The organism is Nonomuraea gerenzanensis (genome assembly GCF_020215645.1).
Taxonomy (GTDB): domain Bacteria; phylum Actinomycetota; class Actinomycetes; order Streptosporangiales; family Streptosporangiaceae; genus Nonomuraea; species Nonomuraea gerenzanensis.
In genome coordinates this window covers 2,968,615-2,993,348 of record NZ_CP084058.1, presented here as the reverse complement: position 1 = coordinate 2,993,348, position 24,734 = coordinate 2,968,615, and the positions used below count along the sequence as shown (strand labels likewise).

20 protein-coding genes are annotated in these 24,734 nt (G+C 71.7%); 11 read left to right on the top strand and 9 right to left on the bottom strand.

The annotated features are described in order from the left end of the window. Positions 1-389: 389 nt before the first annotated feature. Genes LCN96_RS14265 through LCN96_RS14240 form a run of 6 tightly spaced genes read left to right on the top strand, consistent with a single transcriptional unit; the run spans position 390 to position 5,842 of the window. Entirely contained in the window at positions 390-1,889 is a 1,500-nt protein-coding gene (locus LCN96_RS14265; protein WP_225273093.1) for a pyridoxal phosphate-dependent decarboxylase family protein, read from the top strand. Then, positions 1,886-3,415, top strand: a complete 1,530-nt coding sequence (locus LCN96_RS14260; protein WP_225273092.1) for a phenylacetate--CoA ligase family protein — start codon at positions 1,886-1,888, stop codon at positions 3,413-3,415. The genes LCN96_RS14265 and LCN96_RS14260 overlap by 4 nt, the downstream gene beginning before the upstream one ends. 21 nt (positions 3,416-3,436) lie before the next feature. Next, positions 3,437-4,009 (top strand): hypothetical protein, encoded by a 573-nt coding sequence (locus LCN96_RS14255; protein ID WP_225273091.1) that lies wholly within the window; start codon positions 3,437-3,439, stop codon positions 4,007-4,009. 13 nt (positions 4,010-4,022) lie between these two features. Further along, positions 4,023-4,811, top strand: coding sequence for a hypothetical protein (locus LCN96_RS14250; RefSeq protein WP_225273090.1), 789 nt, complete (start codon positions 4,023-4,025; stop codon positions 4,809-4,811). A 24-nt stretch (positions 4,812-4,835) separates the two neighbouring features. Further along, entirely contained in the window at positions 4,836-5,264 is a 429-nt protein-coding gene (locus LCN96_RS14245; RefSeq protein ID WP_225273089.1) for a hypothetical protein, read from the top strand. Positions 5,265-5,278: 14 nt separating this feature from the next. Continuing rightward, complete coding sequence (locus LCN96_RS14240; RefSeq protein WP_225273088.1) at positions 5,279-5,842, top strand: hypothetical protein; 564 nt, start codon at positions 5,279-5,281, stop codon at positions 5,840-5,842. A gap of 51 nt (positions 5,843-5,893) precedes the next feature. Here the strand turns inward: LCN96_RS14240 and LCN96_RS14235 are convergent, their stop codons facing one another. Both LCN96_RS14235 and LCN96_RS14230 read right to left on the bottom strand, forming a co-directional pair. Next, the gene (locus LCN96_RS14235; protein ID WP_225273087.1) at positions 5,894-6,442 is read right to left on the bottom strand and encodes an isochorismatase family protein; all 549 of its coding nucleotides are present in this window, start codon (positions 6,440-6,442) and stop codon (positions 5,894-5,896) included. Between the two features lie 74 nt (positions 6,443-6,516). Next, entirely contained in the window at positions 6,517-7,524 is a 1,008-nt protein-coding gene (locus LCN96_RS14230) for a LacI family DNA-binding transcriptional regulator (protein ID WP_225273086.1), read from the bottom strand. Positions 7,525-7,763: 239 nt separating this feature from the next. On the opposite strand from LCN96_RS14230, the gene LCN96_RS14225 reads away from it, so the two are divergent. The 5 genes from LCN96_RS14225 to LCN96_RS14205 all read left to right on the top strand — a co-directional run bounded on the left by LCN96_RS14225 (position 7,764) and on the right by LCN96_RS14205 (position 12,647). Further along, complete coding sequence (locus tag LCN96_RS14225; RefSeq protein ID WP_225273085.1) at positions 7,764-8,345, top strand: hypothetical protein; 582 nt, start codon at positions 7,764-7,766, stop codon at positions 8,343-8,345. A gap of 96 nt (positions 8,346-8,441) precedes the next feature. Beyond that, positions 8,442-8,612, top strand: coding sequence for a hypothetical protein (locus LCN96_RS14220; protein WP_225273084.1), 171 nt, complete (start codon positions 8,442-8,444; stop codon positions 8,610-8,612). Positions 8,613-8,615: 3 nt separating this feature from the next. Then, on the top strand, positions 8,616-9,728 hold the full coding sequence (locus LCN96_RS14215; RefSeq protein ID WP_225273083.1) for a sensor histidine kinase: 1,113 nt from the start codon (positions 8,616-8,618) through the stop codon (positions 9,726-9,728). Further along, positions 9,725-10,357 carry a response regulator gene (locus LCN96_RS14210; RefSeq protein ID WP_318528351.1) on the top strand — a complete coding sequence of 211 codons (633 nt, stop codon included), beginning with the start codon at positions 9,725-9,727 and terminating at the stop codon, positions 10,355-10,357. The genes LCN96_RS14215 and LCN96_RS14210 overlap by 4 nt, the downstream gene beginning before the upstream one ends. A 178-nt stretch (positions 10,358-10,535) precedes the next feature. Next, positions 10,536-12,647: an alpha-glucuronidase gene (locus LCN96_RS14205; RefSeq protein ID WP_225273081.1), complete on the top strand. Its 2,112-nt coding sequence runs from the start codon at positions 10,536-10,538 to the stop codon at positions 12,645-12,647. A 47-nt stretch (positions 12,648-12,694) separates the two neighbouring features. Here LCN96_RS14205 and LCN96_RS14200 read toward each other — a convergent pair whose 3' ends face one another. From LCN96_RS14200 to LCN96_RS14170, 7 genes are all read right to left on the bottom strand, one after another. Next, complete coding sequence (locus tag LCN96_RS14200; protein WP_225273080.1) at positions 12,695-13,387, bottom strand: YesL family protein; 693 nt, start codon at positions 13,385-13,387, stop codon at positions 12,695-12,697. Beyond that, complete coding sequence (locus LCN96_RS14195) at positions 13,384-14,895, bottom strand: GH39 family glycosyl hydrolase (RefSeq protein WP_225273079.1); 1,512 nt, start codon at positions 14,893-14,895, stop codon at positions 13,384-13,386. Before LCN96_RS14195 ends, LCN96_RS14200 begins: the two co-directional genes overlap by 4 nt. 68 nt (positions 14,896-14,963) lie before the next feature. Further along, positions 14,964-16,604 carry an ABC transporter substrate-binding protein gene (locus LCN96_RS14190; RefSeq protein ID WP_225273078.1) on the bottom strand — a complete coding sequence of 547 codons (1,641 nt, stop codon included), beginning with the start codon at positions 16,602-16,604 and terminating at the stop codon, positions 14,964-14,966. A 39-nt stretch (positions 16,605-16,643) separates the two neighbouring features. Beyond that, complete coding sequence (locus LCN96_RS14185) at positions 16,644-17,522, bottom strand: carbohydrate ABC transporter permease (protein ID WP_225273077.1); 879 nt, start codon at positions 17,520-17,522, stop codon at positions 16,644-16,646. Beyond that, positions 17,519-18,505 (bottom strand): ABC transporter permease, encoded by a 987-nt coding sequence (locus LCN96_RS14180; protein WP_225273076.1) that lies wholly within the window; start codon positions 18,503-18,505, stop codon positions 17,519-17,521. Before LCN96_RS14180 ends, LCN96_RS14185 begins: the two co-directional genes overlap by 4 nt. Next, a complete protein-coding gene (locus LCN96_RS14175) occupies positions 18,502-20,859 on the bottom strand; it encodes a beta-xylosidase/alpha-l-arabinosidase (RefSeq protein WP_225273075.1) in 2,358 nt (785 codons plus the stop codon). Before LCN96_RS14175 ends, LCN96_RS14180 begins: the two co-directional genes overlap by 4 nt. A 330-nt stretch (positions 20,860-21,189) precedes the next feature. Further along, positions 21,190-24,591, bottom strand: a complete 3,402-nt coding sequence (locus LCN96_RS14170; protein WP_225273074.1) for an AfsR/SARP family transcriptional regulator — start codon at positions 24,589-24,591, stop codon at positions 21,190-21,192. Positions 24,592-24,734 lie beyond the last annotated feature (143 nt).

Sequence of the window (24,734 nt, the reverse complement as noted above, 5' to 3'; positions counted from 1 at the left end):
ACCGCTCCGGCCCGCTTTTTATTCGGCACTTCCGTCATCGGGAAACCACGGCCGCCGAAAACAATTTTCACGGGCGCCGACCATAATGCCCATTCAGGTGAACCGCGCTATTGCGTTGCCCCCGGATCCATGTTTTGATCCGGCTTGTTTGCATCGCCGGCCTTCCTCCCCTCCATCGGCCGGGTCACGGTAAGGATGTACGGCACTTCTCTGCTGTATCACCCGGACCTCCGCCCGGGGGAATTGGAGGACCCTTTTCCATGCGGGAACGGTCATGGGCGCGCACGCCCGGAACCGGCCGGCCATTAATCGCAAGGCACCTTGAAATCCTTTTCGGAGGTTCGGCCGCCGTGCGCGCAATCAAGCTGCACATTCCAACGGAGGCTGCGTTGACACATTGGCTCAAACCGTTCGACGTCCGGCTGTTCCGCGAGAGCTCCGAGACGACGGTGGCCAAGCTCGAGAAACACCTCTCCGACCTGTCCGTCAAAGGGCTGTCACTGACCGAGCCCGCCGCGCTGTCGCGGGCGGCCAGGGCCCTGATGACGACGGAACGCGAGCACGTCGCGGGCTACGACGAGGACCGGCTCGCGGCCATCATCGACCTGTACGTCAGGACCGGCATCCAGGTGCACTCCCCCGGCTACATGGGCCGGCAGTTCTCCAGCACCGTCCCGCTCGCCGGCGTCATCGACTTCGTCAGCTCCGTGGTGAACCAGCCGTCCTCGTTCTACGAGGCCGGCCAGCTCCCCAACGTGGTGGAGAAGATCATGGCCGACGAGCTCAACCGCTTCATCGGCTGGCCCCAGGACAGCTTCACCATGGTCACCACGTCCGGCGGCTCGCTGGCGAACCTGACCGCGATCCTGGCCGCCAGGAACGACAGGTTCCCCGGCTTCTGGTCCGAGGGCGGGGCGGCGTACCTGGGCCAGGCCAGGCCCGCCATCGCGGTCGGGGACGACGTGCACTACAGCGTCTCCCGCACGGCGGGCGTGATGGGCGTCGGCGAGGCCCAGATCGTCCGGCTCCCGCTGAACGGCGAGCAGCAGATCGACATGGACCAGGTCCGCCCCACGCTGGACGCGGCGGAGCGGCGCGGCCTGCGCGTGTTCTGCCTCGTGGCCTCGGCCGGCACCACGTCGGTCGGCGCGTTCGACCCGATCGACCGGCTCGCCGCGGTCGCCAGGGAGCGCGACATCTGGCTGCACGTGGACGGCGCGCACGGCGCCAGCCTGCTGGTGTCGGATCAGCTCCGCCACCGGCTGCGGGGCATCGAGCTGGCCGACTCGCTGACCTGGGACGCGCACAAGATGATGTTCACCCCGGCGCCGTGCACGCTGCTGTTCTACCGGGAGAAGGACAAGAGCCGCCGCGCCTTCCGGCAGCGCGCCAGCTACGTCTTCGACGAGGACCCGGACGTCTACACCGCGCTGGACAGCGGCGGGAAGACCATCGAGTGCACCAAACGCCCGATGATCATGCCGTTGTGGGTCCTGTGGGCCATGTACGGCCGGGCCCTGTTCGCCCACAAGATCGAGTACCTGTGCCGGCTGACCAGGGACGTGCACCGCATCCTGCTGGCCGAGCCCGACTTCGAGACCACGCACACCCCCGAGTCGAACATCCTGTGCTTCCGCTACCGCCCCGGCTGGGTCCGTGACGCGGACGTGCACCGCCTCCAGGTGGCGATCAGGGACCGCATCAAGAGCCAGGGCACGTTCTTCATCTCGAAGGTGGACGTGGGCGGCGTCGCGGCGCTGCGCGTCGTGATGATGAACCACCTCATCACCGAGGAGCACTTCCGGATGCTGCTCGCCGAGATCAGGGCGGCCGGGCGGGAGCTGTCCGGCCGGCAGGACGACCAGCAACGGGTGGGAGGACGCCGATGAGCACGCCGGACCCGCGCACGCTGGCGGCCGAGCTGATCCCCGAGGAGGAGCTGGCGCCGGCCTCCGTGGAGGCGGTGCGCGGGCTGCCGTCCTTCGCGGGCAAGATGCGGGAGTTCGAGCGGGCCCTGCGCACGCCGTACAGCGAGCTGCCGCACGAGACGCAGGATGCGCTGGTGCTGCGCCGCCTGCGCCAGCTCGTCAACACCGTGCGGCTCAACCCGGCCTGGCGCGAGCGGCTGCTCGCCTGGGGTCCCGACGGGGGCGGGCCGATGACGTTCGAGGACTGGCAGGCCGTCCCGCTCGCCGACAAGGACGTGCAGCGCGACCTGTACATGGAGGGGCGGCCCGGGCTGGTGGTGCCGCTCGACCACGGCGGGTTCGAGGTCGTGGCGAGCGGCGGCACCAGCGGCGGCGCCCCGCTGGAGATCGTGTACGCGCTGCGCGAGCTGCACGACACCTACCGGGTGGCCGGGCGCTTCCTCGGCACCTACCAGCTCGACCGGCACCTCACGGGCGACGGCCCGCGCTGGCTGTACACCACGCTGGCCGACTATCAGATGTGGAGCAGCGGCACCATGGTCGGCGGCGTGCTGCAGCACGTGCCCGGCGTGAACTACATCGGCGCCGGGCCGGTCACCGCCGGGGTGCTGGAGCACATGTTCTCCTATCCGGGGCCGAAGGCGCTCATGGGGATCAGCGCCGGCATCGCGATCCTGAGCGACCTGGGGCAGGGGCTGAAGGCCGAGGCCAGGGAGAGTTTCCGGGTCGCGCTGTACGGCAGCGGCGTGCTGGCGCACCGCAAGCGGGCCGAGCTGAAGGCGCTCTACCCCAACCTGACCATCCTCAGCTACTTCGCCGCCACCCAGGCCGAGACCGTCGGCCTGCAACTGGAGGAGTCCTCGCCGTGCCTGACGGCGGTGCCGGGCCTGCACCTCGTCGAGATCGTGGACGAGCAGGGCCGCTGGGTCGGCGAGAACGAGGAGGGCGAGCTGGTCGTCACCCGGCTGCACGCGCACGAGGCGCCGCTGCTGCGGCTCAAGCTCGGGGACCGGATGATCCGCCGCCCCCGGCTGGACGGGCCGGGGCCGCGCGCCGAGCGCTTCGAGTTCGCCGGGCGGACCGGGGAGGTGCTGCACCTGGCCGACAGCCAGTACTCGGCCGCGCGCGCCTACCAGGCGGTGCGCGAGGACCTGCGGCGCATCACGCCGGTGGACCTGGACGAGGTGGCGCACGAGGTGCAGTTCGTCAACCAGCGCGAGGAACGGACGATCACCCTGCTGGCCGCCGTGGACGACGTCGCGGCGCTGACGTACGCGACCGAGGCCGCGCTGGCCCCGTACGGCGTGCACCACGTCTTCCTCAACGCGCTGCCCCGCTCGTTGTCGCTGTTCAACCAGGGGGAGGCCAACCCCGCCTCGATCGAGAAGACCGGCTACCGGTTCCACCTCCGGTTCGTGCCGCGTTCGTCCCCCGAGATCGAGCGGACGAGCGTCGGCAAGGTGCCGCTGGTCCGCGACCGGGGCTGACACCAAGAAGGGAGATCGGAAGTGGCCGTGAAACCGCAGGTGAGCATCATCGCCCTGGTGGACGTCATCGGGGCGCTGTCCGACCGCTCGCTGCTCAACGGGAACCTGGTCCTGATCGACGACGGCTCGTTCGCGAGCAGGGCCCAGGGGACGCCTGAGCTGTGCACGATCGTCCAGCCGGGCCAGGTCGTCCAGTGGACCGCGCTGGCGGTGGACCTGCAGACGCCGGTCGAGATCAGGAACATCGAGTTCCTCCGGCTGCAGCCGCCGGGACAGCCCGCCTACCCGGCTCCGCAGGCCGGCTGGGCGGCGCCGGTCGCGGGCGCCCACCCGGGCATGCCGGCGCCCTCGCCTGCCCAGCCCGCGTACGCGGCGGCGACGGGTCACGGACCGGGCGCCTTCCCGCCGGGGCCCGCCGCCGTGACCGGCGCGCCCACCGTGGAGAGCGAGAAGCTGGACCTCGAGATCTGGGCCGGGATGGTGCCCTACTACATGGTGCCGGGGGTGGCCTACCGCTACCGGCTGGAGTTCCAGATGTACGAAGGCCCCTACAGCGTGCTGCACGTCGAGACGCCCTCGCTGATGCGGATCTAGGGAAGGAAGGCCCATGCCCCAGCAACTCGCGATCATCCTGCTCGTGGACGTCGCCAACGCCCTGGAGATGAAGACGCTGGAGGGGAACGCTTACCTGTTCGACAACATGAAGCTGCACGGCTCCGAGGGCCAGGGCACCGGCGAGCTGGTGACCGCGATCCACGGCTCCTACTGGCGCGACGGCTCGCAGGCGACGGAGCAGGTGCTGAACTGGCTGCCGTACAGCCTGGGCTCGATCCCGCCGACCGTGCCGCGCGGCTACGAGGCCGAGCGGGCGCGGCAGACCGACCGGGAGGCGTTGAGCGAGCTGGAAGCCATGGTGCACAAGCCCGCGAATCAGGGGGGCGACGCCGCGGCGCAGCTCAGTCACCTTCAGCAGACGCTCGGCACCCGCGTCAGGAGCACCCGGCGCACGCGCGGGCCCGCCACGCAGAAGATCCTGGACGTGACGGGCAACGTCATCTCCTACGACGGCGCGGCGGCGCACACCTACCCGCCTCCCGTGATCACCGACATCTACGGCGAGGCGGTCGACAAGAAGATCATGTATCCGGCCGAGTACGGCTCCCCCGACATGGTGACCGACGGCTGGTACTGGTCGGCCACGGTGGACTCGACGCGGCCGGGCACCTACGCGTACACGATGGCCGTCCAGCTCCACCGGCTGCTGCTGCAGGGCGGTGACTGGACGTGGGAGCCGGTGGACCTGACCTGCGAGTCCAAGCTCAGGATCGTCTCCGAGCCCAAGCGCAACGCCTTCACCAAGTCGGGCCTGGGCCTGCTGCCCATCCCGCCCGCCTGAACCCCATCCCCCGGAGGAGGAACCGTGCCACCCAGAGCGAAGACGCGGGACAACAGCAGGGCGCCGATCTCGATCACCGCCGTCCTGGACGCGGTCGGCGCGTTGGCGGCCGGCAGCGTGCGCGGCCACCTGTACCTCTACGACACCAACAAGGCCGGCGGCTCCACCGGCTTCGGCACCGAGGAGCTGCGGACCCGGGTGCGCGCCGGTGACCGGGTGCTGTGGAACTGCCTGGCGCTGGAGTGCGAGGCGTTCGTCGGGATCGCCGCCATCGAGGTCGACAGGGCCGTGATCGAGCCGGAGCGCAAGGTGTACCCCGGCACCGACGTCGCGTACTGGATCGGGACCGTCAAGAAGGACGACATCGACGTGGTTCCGTACCGGATCAAGTTCCTGGTCGGGACGCGCACCGAGCCGATCGTCACCACGCTGTCGCCCACGCTGGTGGGCTGAAGGAGGCAACGCCGATGGTCATGCCAGCCACCAGGGCGAGTTCGGGCAAGGTCGAGAAGCAGAACCCCGGGCAGCTCAACTCCGTCCAGCTCAACATCGTCACGCTCGTGGACATGGAGAAGGCCACCGAGCACAAGTCGCTGGCCGGCGCCATGTACATGGTGGACAACAGCGTGGGCGGCTCCGGTCAGGGCACCGCGCGGCTGGAGACGGTCTGCAAGCCGGGCCAGGTGCTCAACTGGATCATCCGGCCCATCGACATGGAGCGGCGGCGCGACGGCACCTGGCCGCCCATGCCGAAGATCAACAACATCGTCTTCCTGGACGTCGAGTCGGGTGACGAGGAGGACGTCGCGGAGAAGAAGGTCTGCGTCGAGCTGAAGATCTACGGCGCGCCCGACCGCATGCGCGACGACCTGACGCCCGTCTACTACTACTGGGCCGGCACCGTGCTGCCCAGCCTCAGGCCGGGGACCTACCGCTACCGGCTGGTCGTCGAGCTGGAGCAGGAGCACAAGAAGGAGCGGCTCTACCTCAACACCGAGGGGCACCCGTCGATCCGGGTGATCCCCGTCTGAGACCGGCGGCGGCCGGGGGGACAGCGAGGTCTCCCCGGCCGCCGTAGGAGGTCACGCCTTCCCGGCGAGCAGGGCGACGGCGTCCTCGGTGGTGGTCACCGTCGAGAACACCGCGCCCTGCACGGCGGCGACGGTGCGATGCAGGTCCTGGGCGCTGATATTGCCGAGGCTGAATTCGCTGATCGCGTCGTCCACGTAAAAGACTTTGTAACCGAGCTGCACCGCCTCACGGGCGGTCGTGTCGCAGCAGATGAACGAGGTGAATCCACAGATCACCACCTGGTCGACCTGCTGGGCGCGCAGGAACCGGTCCAGATCGGGATTGGAGAACGAGCCGATGTAGTGCTTGGTGAGCACTAATTCGTCCGGCAGCGGCCGGACGTCGTCGACGAAGTCGATCCCCGGGCTGCCCGCGTCGAAACTCTGATCCCCGGGCACTTTGCTGATGTGGCGGACGTGCACCACCGTGGCGACGTCACTCGATCGCGCGGTTTCCAGCAGGCGTCTGATGTTGCCGATCGCCTGCTCGAATCTCTCGACGGGCAGTGACCCGGAACGGGAGTATTCCTGCTGCGCGTCGATGACAAGGAGCGCAATCATGCTTCTCCTTCGAGGTGTCGGCGAATTGCCGACCGAATTATTCCCGGGGGCGATGAACGAATAACCGGGAAAAACTAATTCACCCGGACGCGCGCCGTCGTGGAGGTGCGGGCCACCAGGTCGGGCTGGAAGATCACCTGGCGGTGCTCGTGCTCGTCGCCCCGGTTGGCCTCCTCCAGCAGGAGCGTGGCGGCGGTGCGGCCGAGCTGCTCGCGCGGCTGCCTGATCGACGACAGCGGCACCGCGGCCGCCGCGGCGAAGTCGATGTCGTCGTAGCCGATGATGGCCAGGTCGGCGGGCACCCGCAGCCCGCGCAGCGTCATCTCCTGCAGCACCCCGATCGCCACCAGGTCGTTGGCGCAGAAGACCGCCGTGGGCCGCTCGCCGGGCGGCAGGTCCGCGATCCGCTCGCCGGCGGTGCGGCCGGTGGCGACGGTGAGGTCGGGCAGCGGGATCACGGTCAGCGTGTCGTCGGGGCCGAGCACCCCGGCCAGGCCGTCGCGGCGCTCGCGTACCTGCCGGACCGTGAACGGGCCGCCGGCGAAGGCGATGCGGCTGTGCCCCCGCTCGCGTAAGTGCAGGCCGGCCAGCCGGCCCCCGAGCACGTCGTCCACCGCGACCGCGCAGCCGCCGCTGTGGCTGGCCGAGCTGTCGAAGCGCACCACGGGGATGCCGCGCGCGACGAGCCTGCTGAGCCGCTCCTCCTCGCCGCGGTCGTTCACCGGCGTGATCAGCACCCCCATGGGCCGCTGCTCCTCGAACGTCTCCAGCAGCCCCGCCTCGCGGCCGGCGTCCTTGTTGCTGTTGAACACCATCACGGTGACGTCCGCCTGCTGGGCGGCGGTCTCGACGCCGCGCAGGACGTCGATGAAGAACGGGTTGCCGAAGTCCAGCGCGACCACCCCGATGGTGCGGCTCCGCCCCGCCCGCAACTGGCGGGCGGAGCCGTTGCGCACGTAGCCGAGACGCTCGATCGCCTCCCGCACCCGTCGCAGGGTGTCGGGCGCGACCATCTCCGGCCGGTTGAGCACGTTGCTCACGGTGCCGACGGAGACCCCGGCGAGCCGGGCGACCTCTTTCATGCTCGACATCGTTCCTCGAGTCCCGTGAGCGGCGCGAGCGGGTTGTCCGCTGTGATCATAGCGCAGCCGCTCCGAGCGGTTTGGAACGATTTGAGCACGCTCGCTGGGCCGGAGCCAGACCGTGATCTTCGTAGGATGGACTTGACCCTCAAGTCCATCCATGCCTAGATCAAGAGACCCGCCCGCCCCACCCGCCCCGAAGGACACCCCCGCATGGCATCGGCAGGAACGTGCCGCGAATGCTGAACGACCACGCCGACGAGACGCGGCGCCGACGCCGGGGGCTGGTGCTGCGGGTCTCCACCCTGCTGCTGGGCGTCGTCCACCTGGTGCTCGCCGCCGTCCTGATCGCCCTGCCCGGCGGCTCCCGCGCGTTCGACCCCTTGCCCGCCCCCGAGGTGGGCGCGGAGCAGGCCACGGAGCCGGCCGGGGAGCCCCGCACCGGGCGCCCGGTCGCCGCGACCAGCCCACGCTCGGCCGCCGCCCCGGCACCGCCCACCACCTCTGGCCCGCCCACCGCCTCCGCGCGCCCTTACGCGACCTCTTCGCCCGCCACCCCGCGCCCCAGCCCCAGCCCCAGCCCCAGCCCCAGCCGGGTGCAGGAGAGGGGCTCGGTGCCGCCGTCGGCCGGTGTCCGTGAGGCGGGCAAGCTCGCCCCGGCCGTGCCGCCCTCGGCCGGTGAGCGCACCAAGGTGGCCCGGCCCGGCCGGACCCCCACCCCGGCCGTCGCCCCGAGCGCCGCCGGCGTCCCGCCGGGGCAGACCCGCGAGCCGCCGGGCAGGGTCCGCGGCAGCGGCCCCGCGCGCGGCAACGGCAAGTAGGCGCGGTCCGGCGCACCGGACGGTGCGCCGGCTCCACCCTCGTCTCCACCTTTCCGACGTGCCGCTCCACCCGCCCCCCTGCCTAGCGTCTGCGGCATGGACAAACGGCTTGAACTGCTGCAACGGCTGCTGGACGCCAACGGGGGCAAAGTGAACGGGAAGTTCTTGATCGCGGTCGCCGTGGTGGCCGTGATCGTGGTCATCGGGTTCGTCGCGTTCCGCCTTATCTTGGTGGACATGATTCTCAGCCTGCGGGACTCCCGCTAGCCCATGCGCGAGGTGTGGGGGCGGGTCAAGCGGCTGCTGGCCGCCGACGACCCGGAGACCGGGCGGCTGACCAGGGCGCTGCTGACGGTGGTGCTCGCCTGGTCGCTGGTCGTCGCCGCGCCGGATCGGTGGGCGGTGCCCGTCTGGTCGGCGCTGGGCGTCTCGATGGCCTGCTGGCTGGCCTTCGTCCTGCTCGACGGCCGCTTCCCCGCACCCGCCACGCCGCTGCTCGCGCTCGGGTCCGCCGTGGCCGCCACCGTGACGGGGTCGGAGTCGGCGGCGCCCACGGTGTTCCTGTTCGCGATGTTGCTGCTGTACTCGGCGCACTCCACGCCCGGCATGGCGGCCATCTGCCTGGTCACCGCGGCCGACGTGGGGCTGATGGCGGGCAGCCTGCTCTGGTTCGACCGGCCCAGGACCTCGATCGTCGTGCAGGGCGCGGTGATGGTCTGCACGGTGCTGTTCGCGCTGCACCGCCGCCAGTACCGCCGCGCCCTCCAGGACCGGGCCCGCGCCATGGCGCTGGACGAGCGCGCCCGCATCGCCAGGGAGCTGCACGACGTGCTCGCGCATTCCCTGGGGGCACTGGGGGTGCAGCTCGACGTGGCCGAGGCGCTGCTGACCGAGCGGGGCGACGTGGCGGGCGCGGTGGCCCGCATCCGCCGCTCGCGCGGCCTGGCCAGGGAGGGGCTGGTGGAGGCGCGGGCGGCGGTGGCGGCGCTGCGCGAGGACGTGCCGCCGCTGCCTGACGCGCTCGGCCTGCTGGTGACCGAGCACCGCAGGGACCATTCCGTACGGGCCGAGCTGGGCACGACCGGCACCCGGCGGCCCCTCACCCCGGCGGCCGAGGTCTGCCTCCTGCGCACGGCCCGCGAGGCCCTCACCAACGCCGCCAAGCACGCCCCGGACCAGCCGGTCACGCTCGGCCTGTCGTACGGCGAGCACTCCGTCCGCCTGACGGTCCGCAACGCGCTCCCACCCGCCCGCGAACACCCGGCGGAGCGGCCCACGTACGGGCTGGCCGGGATGCGGGAGCGGGTGGCGCTGGCGGGCGGCACCCTGAGCGCCGGGCCGGTCGGCGAGGCATGGGAGGTACGGGCGGAGGTGCCGGAGTGAGGGTGCTGGTGGTGGACGACCAGCAGGTGATGCGCGAAGGGCTGGTGGCACTGCTGGACCTGGTGGACGGCGTCGAGGTCGTGGGCGACGCCGGTCAGGGCGAGGAGGCGCTGCGGCTGGTGGCGCAGCTGCGGCCGGACGTGGTGCTGATGGACCTGCGGATGCCGGTCATGGACGGCGTCGAGGCGACCCGGCGGATCGCCCGCGAGTATCCCGGGGTGGCGGTCGTGGTGCTGACCACGTACGACGACGACCGGTCCGTGGACGCGGCGCTGCTGGCGGGCGCGCGCGGCTACCTGACCAAGGACGCGGGGCGGGCCGAGCTGGCGGCGGCGCTGCGCTCGGCCGCCGCGGGTCAGTCGACGTTCTCGCCGGCGGCGGCGAGGCGGCTGGTCGAGGTGCTGTCCCGGGGTGCCGCCGAGCCGGTGACCGACTGCCCTGACGGGCTGACGGTGCGGGAGGTGGAGGTGCTGCGGCTGATCGCGAGGGGGCTGAGCAACGCCGAGATCGCGGCCCGGCTGTTCATCGCGGGGACGACCGTGAAGACGCACATCAACAACGCCTTCGCCAAGATCGGCGTGCGCAACCGCACGGAGGCCGCCGGCTACGCCCGCGACCGGCTGCTCTGACCACCGATGGCCCTCGGCGGTGATTCGGCGCGAGCACGTGAGGCGGTGCGGGGCGGCTCGGTGGGAACCGGTAGATTCGGGGCGAAACCGCTGCGTGCGCGCGCATCCGCCGCCGCGGGTGAAGCCGCGGGTGAACGGGCCGTGTCCCCGCCCGCTCGCCGACTCTAAGGAGCCCCCGTTGATCGTTCCCCATGTGCCCGACGTGCATCCGGCCTGGCTGCCTCCCGAGGCGTTCCGCGCCGTCGGCTCGCGCCGCGTGCTGGTGCTGGCCGGCGACCCCGGCGACGCGGGACCGGTCGCCACCGTGCGGGCCGAGGTGGCCGCGGCGGGTGAACGGCACGGCGGGGCCGTGGTCGCGCCCGGCGAGGCGGCCGACCTCGTGCTCGCGCTGTCCTCGTCCGGCCCGTTGCCCGCCGCCGCGCAGGCGTTGCTGGGGCCGGAGATCGGCGCCGAGGGTTTCCTGCTGGGCCGCCGTGACGGGGTCACGGTGGTGCTCGCCGACGATCCCGCGGGCCTGTTGTACGGCTGGTTCGAGGTGGTGCGGCTCGGCGAGGCGGCGTTCGGGGAGGCCCCGTCCGGAGAGACCGCGTCCGGAGAGACGGCGGTCGGGGAGGCGGCGGTCAGGGAGGCGGCGGTCAGTGGGGCGGCGGTCAGTGGGGCGGCGGCGCAGGTGCACCGGCCGGCGTTGCGGCGGCGCATGCTGGACCACTGGGACAACATCGACGTGCACCCGGTGATGGGCCAGGTCGAGCGCGGCTACTCCGGCGGCTCGATCTTCTGGCGCGACGGCCTGCTGACCGAGGACCTCACACGGCTACGCGCGTACGGCCGGCTGCTCGCCGCGACCGGCGTGAACGCGGTCGCGATCAACAACGTGAACGTGCACGCCACCGAGGCCCACCTGCTGACCGACCGGCTCGGCGAAGTCGCCGCCATCGCGGCGGAGCTGCGCCCGTACGGCATCCGCGTGCACCTGTCGGTGAACTTCGCCTCCCCCATCGTGCTCGGCGGCCTGGACACCGCCGACCCCCTGGACGAGGGTGTGCGTGAGTGGTGGGCGGGCACGACCGCGCGGGTCTACGAGACGATCCCCGACTTCGGCGGGTACGTGGTCAAGGCCGACTCGGAGGGCCAGCCCGGGCCGTTCGCGTACGGGCGCAGCCACGCCGACGGCGCGAACATGCTGGCCGACGCCCTGGCCCCGCACGGCGGCGTCGTGCACTGGCGCGCCTTCGTCTACGACCACCGCCAGGACTGGCGCGACCGCTCCACCGACCGCGCCCGCGCCGCCCACGACCATTTCGCCCCGCTCGACGGTCAGTTCAGGGACAACGCGATCCTCCAGGTCAAGTACGGCCCCATGGACTTCCAGACGCGCGAGCCGATCTCCCCCGTGATCGCGGCCATGCCGGCCACCAGGCTCGCGGTGGAGCTGCAGGTGACGCAGGAGTACACCGGCCAGCAGCGGCACGTGTGCTACCTCGGCCCGATGTGGAGCGAGGTGCTCGGGTTCCGCTTCTGGGGGCCGGGCGAGCGCACGGTCGCCGAGGTGGCCGCCGGGGGTGGCCTGGTGGCGGTGTCGAACGTGGGCGACGACCCGTACTGGACGGGTCACCCGCTGGCCCAGGCCAACCTGTACGCGTTCGGCCGGCTCGCCTGGGCGCCGGAGCTCGGCCCGGCGGCGATCCTGGACGAGTGGATCGGCCTGACCTTCCCCGGCGCGCCCGACGCGGTGCGCGGCACGCTGCACGAGATGATGGACGGCTCCTGGGAGACCTACGAGCGCTACACCGCGCCGCTCGGCGTCGGCTTCATGGTCCGCCCCGGCCACCACTACGGCCCCGACGTGGACGGATACGAGTACACGCCGTGGGGCACCTACCACTTCGCCGACCGTGACGGCGTCGGCGTCGACCGCACCCGCGCCACCGGCACCGGCTACACCGGCCAGTACCCGGCGCCGTGGTCGGAGGTGTACGAGTCGCTCGCCGAGTGCCCCGACGAATTGCTGCTGTTCTTCCACCACGTGCCGTACGAGCACGTCCTGCAGAGCGGCACCACGGTCGTGCAGCACATCTACGACACCCACTTCGCGGGGGCGGAGGAGGCGGCCGGGATGCGGCTGGCCTGGGAGAAGGTGGCGGGCTCGGTGGACGCGGCGCTGTACACGCGGGTCAAGGAGCGGCTCGACGAGCAGGTGCGGTGCGCCGAGGAGTGGCGCGACCAGGTCAACACCTACTTCCTGCGCAAGTCGGGGGTGCCCGACGAGCACGGCCGCCGCATCCACTGACGGCCGTCATGGCTGCTGCCGGCGGCGGCAGGGCCCGCCGAGCCCGGCTACTGACGGGTGAAGCGCTGCTCGACCTCGGCGATCATCGCGCGGGAGTTCCACAGCACCGTCGCGGTGAGCACCGAGGCGAGCAGCGCCACGGCGGCCTCGGTGGCGACGAGCGTGACGCCGCCCGCCACGACGAGCAGGCACGCGTTGGCCAGCGTGGCGGCGGGGAAGCGCCCCAGCGCCCAGGCCGCCAGCTTGGCCACGTCCACCGCCCTGAACGCGAACAGCGACGTGATGACCAGCGCGTTGGCCACCCACAGCGTGCTGCCCGCCGCCAGCACGACCAGCAGCGCCCCCCACCAGCCCGGCACCCCGGCGGCCGAGAAGTTGCCCAGGTTCGTCCCGACCAGGGCCAGGATCACCAGCCAGGGCACCCAGATCTTCATGGCCGCGCCGAAGTTGAGCCGGTAACCGCGCCAGAAGGCCGGCGCCGGGCGCAGCTCGGTCAGATCGCGCCGGCGGTGGCGCAGCGCGTACAGGGCGGCGGAGAGCGCGGGGCCGACGGGCAGCAGGCAGGCGGCCATCAGGGGCACGTTGCCGGCCGAGCGGTCGAGCAGGACCAGCGCCACCAGGCCCGGCACGACGGTGAGCAGCACCAGCAGCTCGACGACGAGCAGGGTGTAGATCAGCGCGGACACCCGGGAGAGCGGCCCGGTGCCGAACTTCCCGGTGTCCGTCACGTCGCTGGTCACATGCCCTCCTCCAGGCCGAGGATCCGGCTGTCGTCCCACCACGGCGGGGTCTCGTCCACCACCGGGGTGAGCTCGACGAGCGTGACCTCGTGGCGGTCGAGCGTCAGGTCGAGGTCGGCCGTCCCGCCGGTGACCGGCAGGCTGCGGTGGCGGCGAACCGGTTCCGCCGCTTCTCGGAGGATATCGAGCTGTCTGGGGTGTGGTGACCTGGGACGCCCCATTTCGGACCAGGCGGCCCAGGCGTTGCCCAGCTCCTCGCTGACCGACGAGCGCAGCATGAAGACCGACTCGCCCGGGAACGGGATCGACAGGCGCACGGTGTGCCCGGTGACGGCGGGGCCGCCGGTGACGTCCACCGGAGCCCACGCCAGCACGGTCACCCGGCCGCTGGAGTCCCTGGTCACGAGGTGGTCCGCGCCCCTGGTCAGGAGCTGGTCCCCCATGCGGGCCAGGAACGCGTACAGGTGGTAGGCGGGCTTCTTGATCTGCCGGTGGGTCAGCAGGCCGAAGCCGCCGTGGAAGATCGAGGCCGGGATCCCGGCCTCCTCGAACATGTCGCTGAACGTCCAGTACGAGAAGGAGTCCACCAGCTCGCCGCCCTCGGCCAGGACGGGCGCCAGGTAGGCGGCGTTGAATGCCGTGTCGTGGATCGGGTTGTCGGGGCGGTAGGAGGAGTTGAACTCGGTGATGTGCACCGGCAGCTCGGCCAGCGGGCCGCCCGCGAGCTGGCGGCGCGTGGTGGCGAACTGCTCCAGCAGGCCGGAGGCGGGCGCCATCGTCTGGTGCACGCCGAACGGCACGTGCTGGGCCGGGCCCGAGGTGTAGGCGTGGCGGCTGAGGAAGTCGCACGGCACGTCGCGTGAGGTGACGAAGTCGGCGAAGCGCGGCATCCACTCGTCGGAGCCGGGCGAGATGGCCGGGCCGCCGACCTGCAGCGACGCGTCCACGTCCTTGATCGTGCGGGCGGTGATCTCGTAGAGGCGGTGGTAGGCGGCCTCGTCGGCGTCCTGCCAGAAGTCCTTGAGGTTGGGCTCGTTCCAGACCTCGATCGGCCAGCGGCGCACCAGGTCCAGGCCGTAGCGGTCGATCAGGTGGGTCACGGTGGCCCTGACCAGGCCGGCCCATTCCTGCCAGGAGCTGGGCGGGGTGACGTTGCCGCGCCACCAGAAGACGGTCTGCTCGCCCGAGGCCAGCCCGGACGGCATGAAGCCCAGCTCCAGGAAGGGGTGGATGCCGAGCTCCAGGTAGGCGTCGACGACCTGGTCCAGATACGTGAACGAGTGCAGCACGCGCCGCTCGCCCCCGTGCTCGTACGGCCGGTGCACGCCCATGCCGTCGCTGAACAGGCCGTGGCCCCTGATGTGCCGGAAGCCGATCTCCCGCTGGACGAGCGCCAGGGAGTCCTGGTAATCGCGCCGCAGCGCGAGGTCGAGGCGTCCGGTGCCGACGCAGAAGCGCCAGGCGTCGGACAGCCGCCCGGTGGGCTCGCCGGGAACGAGGTTGCGCATCGGGAAGTCCTTGGAAGTACGCGGCCGGGCCGCCCCCGGCAGGAGGAGGCGGCCCGGCCTGGGGAGGATCAGCCGCCGTGTGCCTGCTTGAACCGCTCGTAGGCGCCGTTCACGAGGGTGACGTACTGGGTGGAGTTCTTGGACTCCAGCTCCTTGACGTAGGCGTCCCACTCGGCGAGGTCACGCTCGCCGAGGATGAACTTCAGCGTGTTCTGGGTGACGTGGTCCTTCAGCGGCGTCTCCCAGAGCGAGACCTGCTCGCGCTCCTCCTCGCTGAGCGGGGCGGCCGGCTCGACGGGCCAGGTCTTCCTGGCGTTCATCACGTTCTGGAACTCCATCTCCTCCTCCGAGAACGTGGACTGGAGCAGCTTGGTGGGGCCGCCGTAGGCGAACACGCCGTTGCCGAAGCCGAAGTCCTTCTGCAGGTGCTTCGGCGCGCCGGGGTTGAGGCCGACGAAGTCGATGTCCTCAGCCAGCTTGTACTTGTCGCCCTCCTTGGTGAACGTCGTGCCCTCGACGCCCCACTTGGCGAACTCCTGGCCCGCGTCGGAGTACCAGAGCCAGTCGATGAGCTGCATCATGGCCACGAAGTTCTTGTTCTCCAGGGCCTTCTTGGAGATCATGATGCCGTTCTCCAGGCGGGTGGCGACCTTGACGTCGCCCGCCGGGCCGGTCGGCACCGGAATCTTGACGATCTTGGCGTCCTTGACGTTCTCGGTCAGCGCCGCCCGATAGTCGTTGATCAGCGACTGCGCGTTGGTGCTGATCACGAAGGACTTGCCGGAGATGAACTTCTGCTTGGCGGCCTCGTCCTGCTGGGTGAAGCTCTCGGGGTCGAGCAGCTTCTCCTTCACCAGCTTGTTCAGGTACTCGATCGCCTGCTTGTACTGCGGCATGGCGCCGGTGTAGACGAACTTGCCCTGGGCGGCGTCGAACGTCGCGTGCTGGTACTCCCAGCCGCCCTTGGTGCCGTACGCCTGCGCGATGAGCTTGATCAGGTTACCGCCGGGCGTGGGCACGCCCCAGCGGTCGGTCATCGGGTAGAGGTCGGGGTACTCCGCCTTCATCGCCTTGAGCATGTTGTAGAAGTCGTCCAGCGTCTTGGGGACTTCCAGCTTCAGCTTCTCCAGGATGTCGGTGCGCACCGCGAAGGAGTAGTCGGCCCAGGCGGCCTCGTGCAGGCCGGGCAGCAGGTAGATCTTGCCGTCCGTCTGCATGATCGAGTTCAGCTCCGGCTGGAGCTGCCACTTGGCGACCTTGTCCTGGAAGTTGGGCATCAGGTTGAAGTAGTCGCTGACCGGCAGGATCGCACCGGAGGAGACGAACGCCTCCTCCTGCGGGTGGTAGGTCTTCGGAATGATCAGCGGGGCGTCGCCGGCGGCGATGAGCAGGCCGCGCTTCTTCTCGTAGTCGCTGAGCGGCACCTCGACCGGCTTGAACGTGACGTTGGTCCGCTTGGTCAGCTCCGACCAGAACAGCCAGTCGGGCTTGTTCGGGTAGAACGAGTGGTTGTTGTAGAGCACGTCGAACGACAGCGGCTCGGTGGCCTTGAACTGCTGGCCGACGCCGTACGACGCCATCGAGCCGGCCTTGTTGGCCGCGTCCGTGGCCTTGGCCGGGGTCTCGGTGTCGCTGCCGCAGGCGGTGAGGGCGAGGGAGGCGAAGGCACCGAGGCCGATGATCGCCTGACGCCGCGAGATGTCGCGCATGGGGGTTCCTTTCTGGGGGTGTGGTGAGGCGTCGGGAGGTCAGCCCTTGACCGCGCCGAGCATGACGCCGGAGACGAAGAAGCGCTGGACGAACGGGTAGATGACCAGGATCGGCAGGACGGTGAGCACGATCGTCACCGCCTGGATGTTGGCCCCCACCTGCGTCACCTCGGCGGCTGCCGCGCCGTAGGAGTCCGCGCCGGTCGCGCCGGCGATGAGGTTGCGCAAGTAGACCGTCACGGGGAACAGGTCGGAGCGGTCCATGTACAGGAACGCCGCGAACCAGGAGTTCCAGAACGAGACCGCGTAGAACAGGATCATCGTGGCGATGACCGCCTTCGACAGCGGCAGCACGATGCGCCACAGGATGCCGTAGGTGTTCAGGCCGTCGATGGCGGCGGCCTCCTCCAGGTCCTGCGGCAGGCTCTCGAAGAACGCCTTCATGACCAGGAGGTTGAACACGCTGATGGCGTTGGGCAGGACGATGGCCCAGATCGAGTTCTTCATGCCGAGGCTGGTGATCAGCACGTAGTTCGGGATCAGGCCGCCGGAGAAGAACATGGTGAAGACCGCGACACCGACGAGGAACTTGCGGCCCTTGAGGTGCTTCTTGGCCAGCACGTACGCGTAGCACGTGGTCATCACCATCGCGATGAGCGTGGCGACGACCGTATAGAAGACCGTGTTGCGGTAGTTCGTCCAGAACATCGGGTCCGACGCGACGATCTTGTACGTCGTCAGGTTGAACCCCTGGGGAACGAGGTTCACCTCGCCCGCGGCGATGGCGCTCTGCGAGCTGAAGGAGCGGGCCAGGATGTTGGCGAACGGGTAGAGCGTCACCACCACGACCAGCGTCAGGACGACGCCGTTGAACCACTGGAAGACGCGGTAGCCCCGGGTCATGTCGTGCGTTGTCACCACAGGCTCGTCCCAACTGTGCGGCGGGAGATCACATTGGCCGACAGGATCAGCACCAGGCCGACCAGCGCCTCGAACAGGCCGATCGCGGCGGCGTAGCTGAAGTTGCTGGCCTCCAGGCCCATCCGGTACACGTACGTCGAGATCACGTCGGCCGTGGGATACGTCAGCGGGTTGTACAGCAGGAAGACCTTCTCGAAGCCCACCGCCATGAACGTGCCGATGTTGAGGATCAGCAGCGTGACCGCCGTGGGCCGGATGCCCGGCAGCGTCACGTGCCAGATCTGCCGCCACCGGCCGGCGCCGTCCATCCTGGCCGCCTCGTAGAGCTGGTCGTCGATGGTGGTCAGCGCGGCCAGGTAGAGGATCGTGCCCCAGCCGACGGTCTGCCAGACCTCCGAGCCGACGTAGATCGTCCGGAACCAGTCCGGGTCCTGCATGAACGAGATCTTCTCGCTGCCGATGTAGCCCAGGAACGCGTTGATCGGCCCGTCGATCGAGGTGATCTGCATGACGAGACCGGCCACGATGACGATCGACAAGAAGTGCGGCAGGTACGTCACCGACTGCAGGAACCTCTTGAGCGCGCGCTTGCGCACCTCGTTGAGCAGCAGGGCCAGCACGATCGGCAGCGGGAAGCAGAAGAGCAGGGTCAGCCCGCCGAGGACCAGCGTGTTGGTGAACACGTTCCAGAACGTCGGGTCGTTCAGGAACAGCTTCACGTAGCGCAGGCCCACCCACTCTTCACCGAAGATGCTGCCGCCGGGCTCGAACTTCCTGAAGGCGATGACGTTGCCGATCATCGGCGCGTACCGGAAGACCAGGAAGAACAGCAGCGGCAGGACCGCCAGCGAGTAGAGCTGCCAGTCGCGGCGCAGCGCCCGCCCCCACGAGCTGCCGCCCTGACGCCGGCGGCGACCGGCCGCCGGCTTGGCCTCGGGCGCCGGCGTCTCGGCGGGGCTCAGGGTCTGGGGTGTGCTCATCCTCGGCCCTCCGGGAGGTCGCGGTCGATGCGCGCCGGCGCCTGCAGCTCGCGCAGGTGGCCGACCTCGCGCTCGGGGCCGGTCAGGCGCAGCGGCAGGATCGCCTCGGCGTCCGCGCACGAGCGGCCGAGGCGCAGCTCGACGTCGCCCGGCTCGACGACGCGGCGGCCGTGCGCGCCGGTGAACGAGGTGACGTCCGCCGGGACGGTGAAGGTGACCCGCGCGGACTCGCCGGCCTCCAGCGGGACGCGGGCGTAGCCGATCAGGCGGACCACCGGCCTGGTCGTCTGCGCCACCGGGTCGTGCAGGTAGAGCTGCACGACCTCGGCGCCCGCGCGCGTGCCGGTGTTGCGGACCGTGACCCCGGCGGTCACCGCGCCGTCCACCGGCCATTCGGTGGCGCTCGCGCTCGCCTGGCTCCACTCGTAGGTGGTGTAGCTCAGGCCGTGCCCGAACGGGTAGGCGGGCGTCGGGTCCACCGACGACACGTCGGAGCGGCGGCCGAGCGGCGGGGCCAGATAGGTCGCCGGCAGGCCGCCCGCGTCGCGCGGCACGCTGACCGGCAGGCGGCCGGTCGGGTTCACGGCGCCGGTCAGCACCTCGGCCAGCGCCTGGCCGCCGCGCTGGCCGGGGAAGAAGCCGAACAGCACGGCCTTGGCCGCGGCCACCTCCTCTCCCAGCGCGTACGGGCGGCCTGCCAGCAGCACCAGCACCACCGGGGTGCCGGTCGCCAGCACGGCCTGGACCAGGTCGGCCTGCACGCCGGGCAGCCGCAGGTCGGTGGCGTCGCAGCCCTCGCCCGAGGTGCCGCGCCCGAACAGCCCGGCCCTGTCGCCGACGGCCAGCACGACCACGTCACTGCGCGCCGCCAGCTCGACCGCCTCGGCGAACCCGCCGGTGTCGGCGCCGGTGATCGCGCAGCCCCGGGCGTGGGCGAGGCCGGGCACCAGCGCGCCGAGCGACTCGCGCAGCGTCGGCAGGTCGAGCCCGAGGCCCTGCTCGGGGTGCGGGCCCACGTGGTTGGGGAAGGCGTAGCAGCCCAGCATCGCCATCGGGTCGTCGGCGACGGGGCCGATGAGCGCCACCTTCGCGGCGGGGCTCAGCGGCAGCACGGCGTCGTCGTTGCGCACCAGCACCACGGCCTCGCGGGCCAGCCGCAGGGCCAGCTCCTGGCTCTCCTCGTCGTCGAGCCGGACGTCCTCGGCCGGGCCGGGCAGCGGCTGCCAGCCCTCGTCGAGCAGGCCCTGCTCGGCCTTCTGGATGAGCACGCGGCGCAGGGCGCGGTCGATCAGCGCCTCGTCCACCGTCCCGGCCTTGACCGCGTCCACCAGCGGGGCGCCGAACGTGTCCACCGTGGGCAGCTCGACGTCGATCCCGGCCCTGAGCGCCAGCCCGGCGGCCTGCCCGCCGTCACCGGCGACCTTGTGCAGCCGCTCCAGGAACCGGACCGAGAAGTAGTCGGCGACCACGGTGCCCTCGAAGCCCCACTCGTCGCGCAGCAGGCCGGTCAGGATGCTCTCGTCGGCCGCCACCGGCATGCCGTCGATCTCGGCGTAGGAGTTCATCACGGACCGGGCGCCGCCCAGGCGCAGCGCCATCTCGAACGGCGGCAGCAGCACGTCCGCCAGCTCCCGTGGGCCCATCGCGACCGGCGCCAGGTTGCGGCCGCCGCGCGAGTTGGAGTAGCCGGCGAAGTGCTTGAGCGTGGCGACCAGGCCGGCGCCCTCCAGGCCGCGCACGTACGCGGCGCCGAGCGTGCCGACGAGGTACGGGTCCTCGCCGATCGTCTCCTCGGTACGGCCCCAGCGGTAGTCCCTGGTCACGTCCACCACCGGGGCCAGGCCCTGGTGGATGCCCGCGCGGCGCATGGACCGGCCGATCTGACCCGCCACCTGCTCCAGCAGCTCGGGGTCGAAGGAGGCGCCCCAGCTCAGCGGCGCCGGGTACACGGTCGCCCGCCAGGCCGCGAAGCCCGTCAGGCACTCCTCGTGCACCTGCGCCGGGATCCCGAACCGGCTGGCCCGGACGATCTCGGCCTGCGAGGCGGCCAGCGAGCGCGCCCCCGCCACCGGGTCGACCGGCGCCGTGCCGAACGGGCGGGTGAGCTGGCCCAGCCCCAGCCGGATGGCGTCGTCCCACTCGGGGCCGCTGCCCATGTCGGTCTGGTGCGGGGCGACTCCGCCCCCTGAAGCGTCGGCGCCGACCCACACCCCGACGAGCTGGGCGATCTTCTCCTCCAGGGTCATGAGCGGGATGAGCGCGTCGGCCCGCGCGGCGGGCGACAGCCGGACGTCCCGCCATGACTCGCTCTCGCCGGGTGCCGAGCTCGTGTCGATTGGTTCCTGGCCCCTCATGCCATCCCTTCGGCCATGACGGCGCCGTCCGCGGCGAGAGCGGGGGGTGTTACGCGGGGATGACGCCGAAACTTTCAAGCAGATCTGTTTAATATTGCGGCAACATAAGGGGCCGGTTGAATCGTGTCAAGAGTGGGGCCACCTGCTAAGTTGCAGATCCTGCCGAGCACCGGACCGACCTTGGCAGGAGGGCTGGACGGGCTCAACGGGGCGATAATTTTCCCGAAACTTTCGGACCCGCGAAGGAGGCGTCGCCAGAGGAGGTGCCGACATGCAGATTACAGGTCTGGAGAGGAAGTGGCTGGTGTGGGCTGTTTGCCGCTTTCCCTGTCATGCGGTCGCGCCGCTGCCTCCGGCTGGCCGGCGGCGGGCGGCCTCGGCCCAGTGCGGTGCCCGCGCCTTCTCTGCGAGCGCCTCGGCCTGCCGGAGATGCGCGGCGGCGCCGCGGTGCCTGCCGAGGGCCGCGGCCAGGCGGCCGAGGTACAGCGCGACCGGGCCCAGGGTGACCAGCCCGCTGCCGGCGCCGGCCAGCTCTTCCTGGGCGGGCAGGAGCCGGTCGTAGAGGCGTTCCATCGTCTGCCGGTCGGCCAGCTCGATGGCGACCAGGGCGTGCAGGCAGGTTCTCACCTCCAGCAGCAGGTCGGGCGGGGAGTCGGGGATCGTGCGGGCCGCCTGCGCCGCCTCCTCGGGGCGTCCCCGCGCCAGGAGCAGCAGGGGGCGGGCCCAGCTCTCGTACGGCCCCCAGTCCTCGGCCTCTGACAGGCTCGCCCGCGGCGGCCCGTCGTCCCCGCCCACCTCCAGGCACAGCAGGGCGAGTGGCAGCAAGCCGTCCTCGACGCCGGGCATCCCGGTGCCGCTGAGCCGGGCGGCAGCCGCGCGATAGGCCGACCGTGCCTGCTTGCCCGCCCCGGCGGTGACGGCGAGGCGCAGGGCCGCGTACCAGGCGGTGAACACGCCGACCAGCGGCAGGTCGTACCGCTCCGCCAGCCGGTCGGCCGCGGCGGCGTGCCGATCGGCGGCGTCCAGCTCGGCGCGGGCCGCCGCCGACTGCAGCAGGATCAGCCGCCCGAGCACCTCGAACGTCACCAGCCCGTCATGCCCCTCGGCCAGCCGGACGAGCTCCTCCCCGATCGCGGCCCGCTCCGGCGCCAGCCCGGCCCGCTGGAACATCTGCATGTACCGGCCGTTGAGCGCGTAGGCGAGCAGGGTGCGATCGCCCAGGCGGCGGGCCAGGTCCTCCGCCTCACGGGCCGCCTGGGCGCCGCGCGGGCCGGGGTCGGCACGGCGTTCCATGGCGATGGTGATCAGCAGCCGCGCCCGTTCGGCCTGGTGCCCGTCAGAAGGGAGGGCGGCCAGCGTACGCTCGGCGGCGGCGACGAGCCGCGCGGACAGGGCAGGGTCGTCGTTGGCGGTCCAGCTCGCGGGCACGTCGAACGCCCCGATCACCCCGGCCGTCACCACCGGATCGCCGAGCGCCTCCGCCGCGTCCACCGCCTCGGCCCTGTACCGCCGCGACTCGCGCAGCTCCCCGCTCACCGCCAGCGCCCTGACCAGCCCCATGACGGCCTCCAGCCGCTCGGCCACCCCGCCGCCGTCGCCGGCCGGGCCGGGCGCCCGCGTGTCGGGCCTGCTCGGCTGCTCCAGCGCGGTCAGCGCGGCACGCCACCACCGCGCGGCCTCGTGCGGCGCGGACCTGGCCTCCGCCCGCTGGGCCGCCATGCGCGTGTAGCGGGCGGTGCGGTCGGCGCCCGCCCGGCCCTGCGCGCGGACGCAGTGATGGGCGATGGTCTCCACGTCACCGGGCCGGATCCGTTCGACGATCTCGGCGGCCCTGGCGTGCCAGCGAGCGCGGCGGGCACGCGTGACGTCGCCGTAGAGCGTCTCGTGCACCAGCGCGTGCGCGAACCGCAGCCGGTCGGCGTCCTGCTCCACCAGGAACCCGGCGAGCAGCGCGGACTCCACCGACTCCAGCACCGACTCCTCGTCGCCGGCCAGCGGGACCAGCACGTCGAGATCGACCTCCTGGCCCAGGACGGCGGCCTGGTGGAGGTGCGTACGCGCCGCCTCCGCGAGCCCCGCCAGGCGGTGGCGGATGACCTCGCGGACCCCGGCCGGGACGGTGCCGTGCAGGGCCGCGTCGCCCTCGCTCTGCCACAGGCGGGTGAGCTCCCTGACGAAGAACGGGTTGCCCCCGCTGCGCGTGTGAATGGTCCGCGCGTCGCCGTCACTCGCCGGGCGGCCGGTGAGAGCCTGGACCAGCTCGCGCACCTGCGGCTGGGTGAGGCCGCCCAGGTAGACGCGGGCCGGTTCGGCGCGTGCGGCCCTGCCCAGCGCGTCGGCCAGGCCGGTGGAGATCTCGGTCGAGCGGTACGTGGCGAGGATCAGCACGGGTGCCGGGCCCAGGTCGGTGGCCAGCGTGGTGAGCAGGGCCAGGGTGTCCTCGTCCGCCCAGTGGAGGTCGTCGAAGACCAGCAGGAGGGGGGCGCGCTCGGCGACGGCGGCCAGGTGGGCGGCGATGGCGCGGTGGCGCTTGAAGCGGGCGGCGAGCGGGGTGTCCCCTTCCATGTGCTCGGCCGTGGGCGTGGGGGCGGCGGGCCCTAGTTGCTCGCGCATCTGGGTCCAGGGCCAGGCTGACGGGGCGCCTTGCAGCTCCGGGCTGGCGCCCCAGGCCGTGGTCCAGCCGTCCGCTTCCAGGCGCCGGGCCAGCGTCGCGGCCAGGGCGGTCTTGCCCCCGCCCGCCGCGCCGGAGACCAGCACCAGCCGTGCCCGGCCCGCCGCCGTGACGTCCGCCGCCACGCCCTCCAGCACGGCCAGCTCGGCGACCCGGCCGACGAACGGGTACCCGCCGCCCTCCGCACCGCTCGCGGCGGGCGTCGCCTCCTCGTCCGGCCGACCGGTGAGCGGCGCAGGGGGTGGGGTGAGGTGCGGGGCCTGGGAGAGGATGTCGGCTTCGAGGCGCCGCAGCCCGTCACCCGGGTCCACGCCCAGCTCGTCCCGCAGCACCGCCCTGGCCCGCCGCAGCTGTGCCAGCGCGTCCCCCTGCCGTCCCGCCCGGTACAGCGCGAGTGCCAGCAGCCGCCAGCCGTCCTCCCGCAGCGGGTGGCCGGCGACGTGCGCTTCTAGATCGGCCACCGACTCGGCCGCGCGACCGCAGGCCAGGGCCGCCTCGGCGCGGCGTTCGACGGCGAGCAGGCGCAGCTCGTCCAGACGGGCGGCCTCACCCCGCGCCCAGTCCAGGTCGGCGAACTCGGCGTAGGCGGGGCCGCGCCACAGCCCGAGGGCGGTGCCGAGCAGGGCGTGGGCTTGGGCGGCGTCGGCGTCGGCGTCGGCTCCGGCTCCGGCTCCGGCTCCGGCTCCGGCTCCGGCTCCGGCTCCGGCCAGCAGGCGGGAGGCTCGCGTGAGCATGGACTCGAAGCGCCAGGCGTCCACCGCTTCCGGCTCGGCACGCAGGGCGTAGCCGGGCGGGGCGGTGACGAGGAGGCGGGACGGGGTGCGGGGCGGGCGGTCGGGTTCGAGTGCCTTTCTCAGCTCTCCGACGAAGGTCTGCACCGCGCCGAGCGCGCCTTCCGGCGGTGACTCCCACAGGTCGTCGATCAGCCACGACACCGGCACGACCCGGCCTCTGGCGACCAGCAGGCGTGCCAGGACGGCGCGGTGGCGCGGCCCCTTGAGCCGCGCCGGGCCGCGCTCGTTCCCGGCCGTCAGCGGCCCCAGCACCCCGAAAGTCACCATCTGCCGCCCAATCTATCCGCCCGTGAGCGGTGGACGTCGTGGCTGGTGGGGGCTGGGATCAGGGCTGAGTCGCTGCTGATCCGGTGCTGATCGGCGGGCGGCAGATTGGGGAGCACCGATCAACACCGGAGCGACGCACAGGA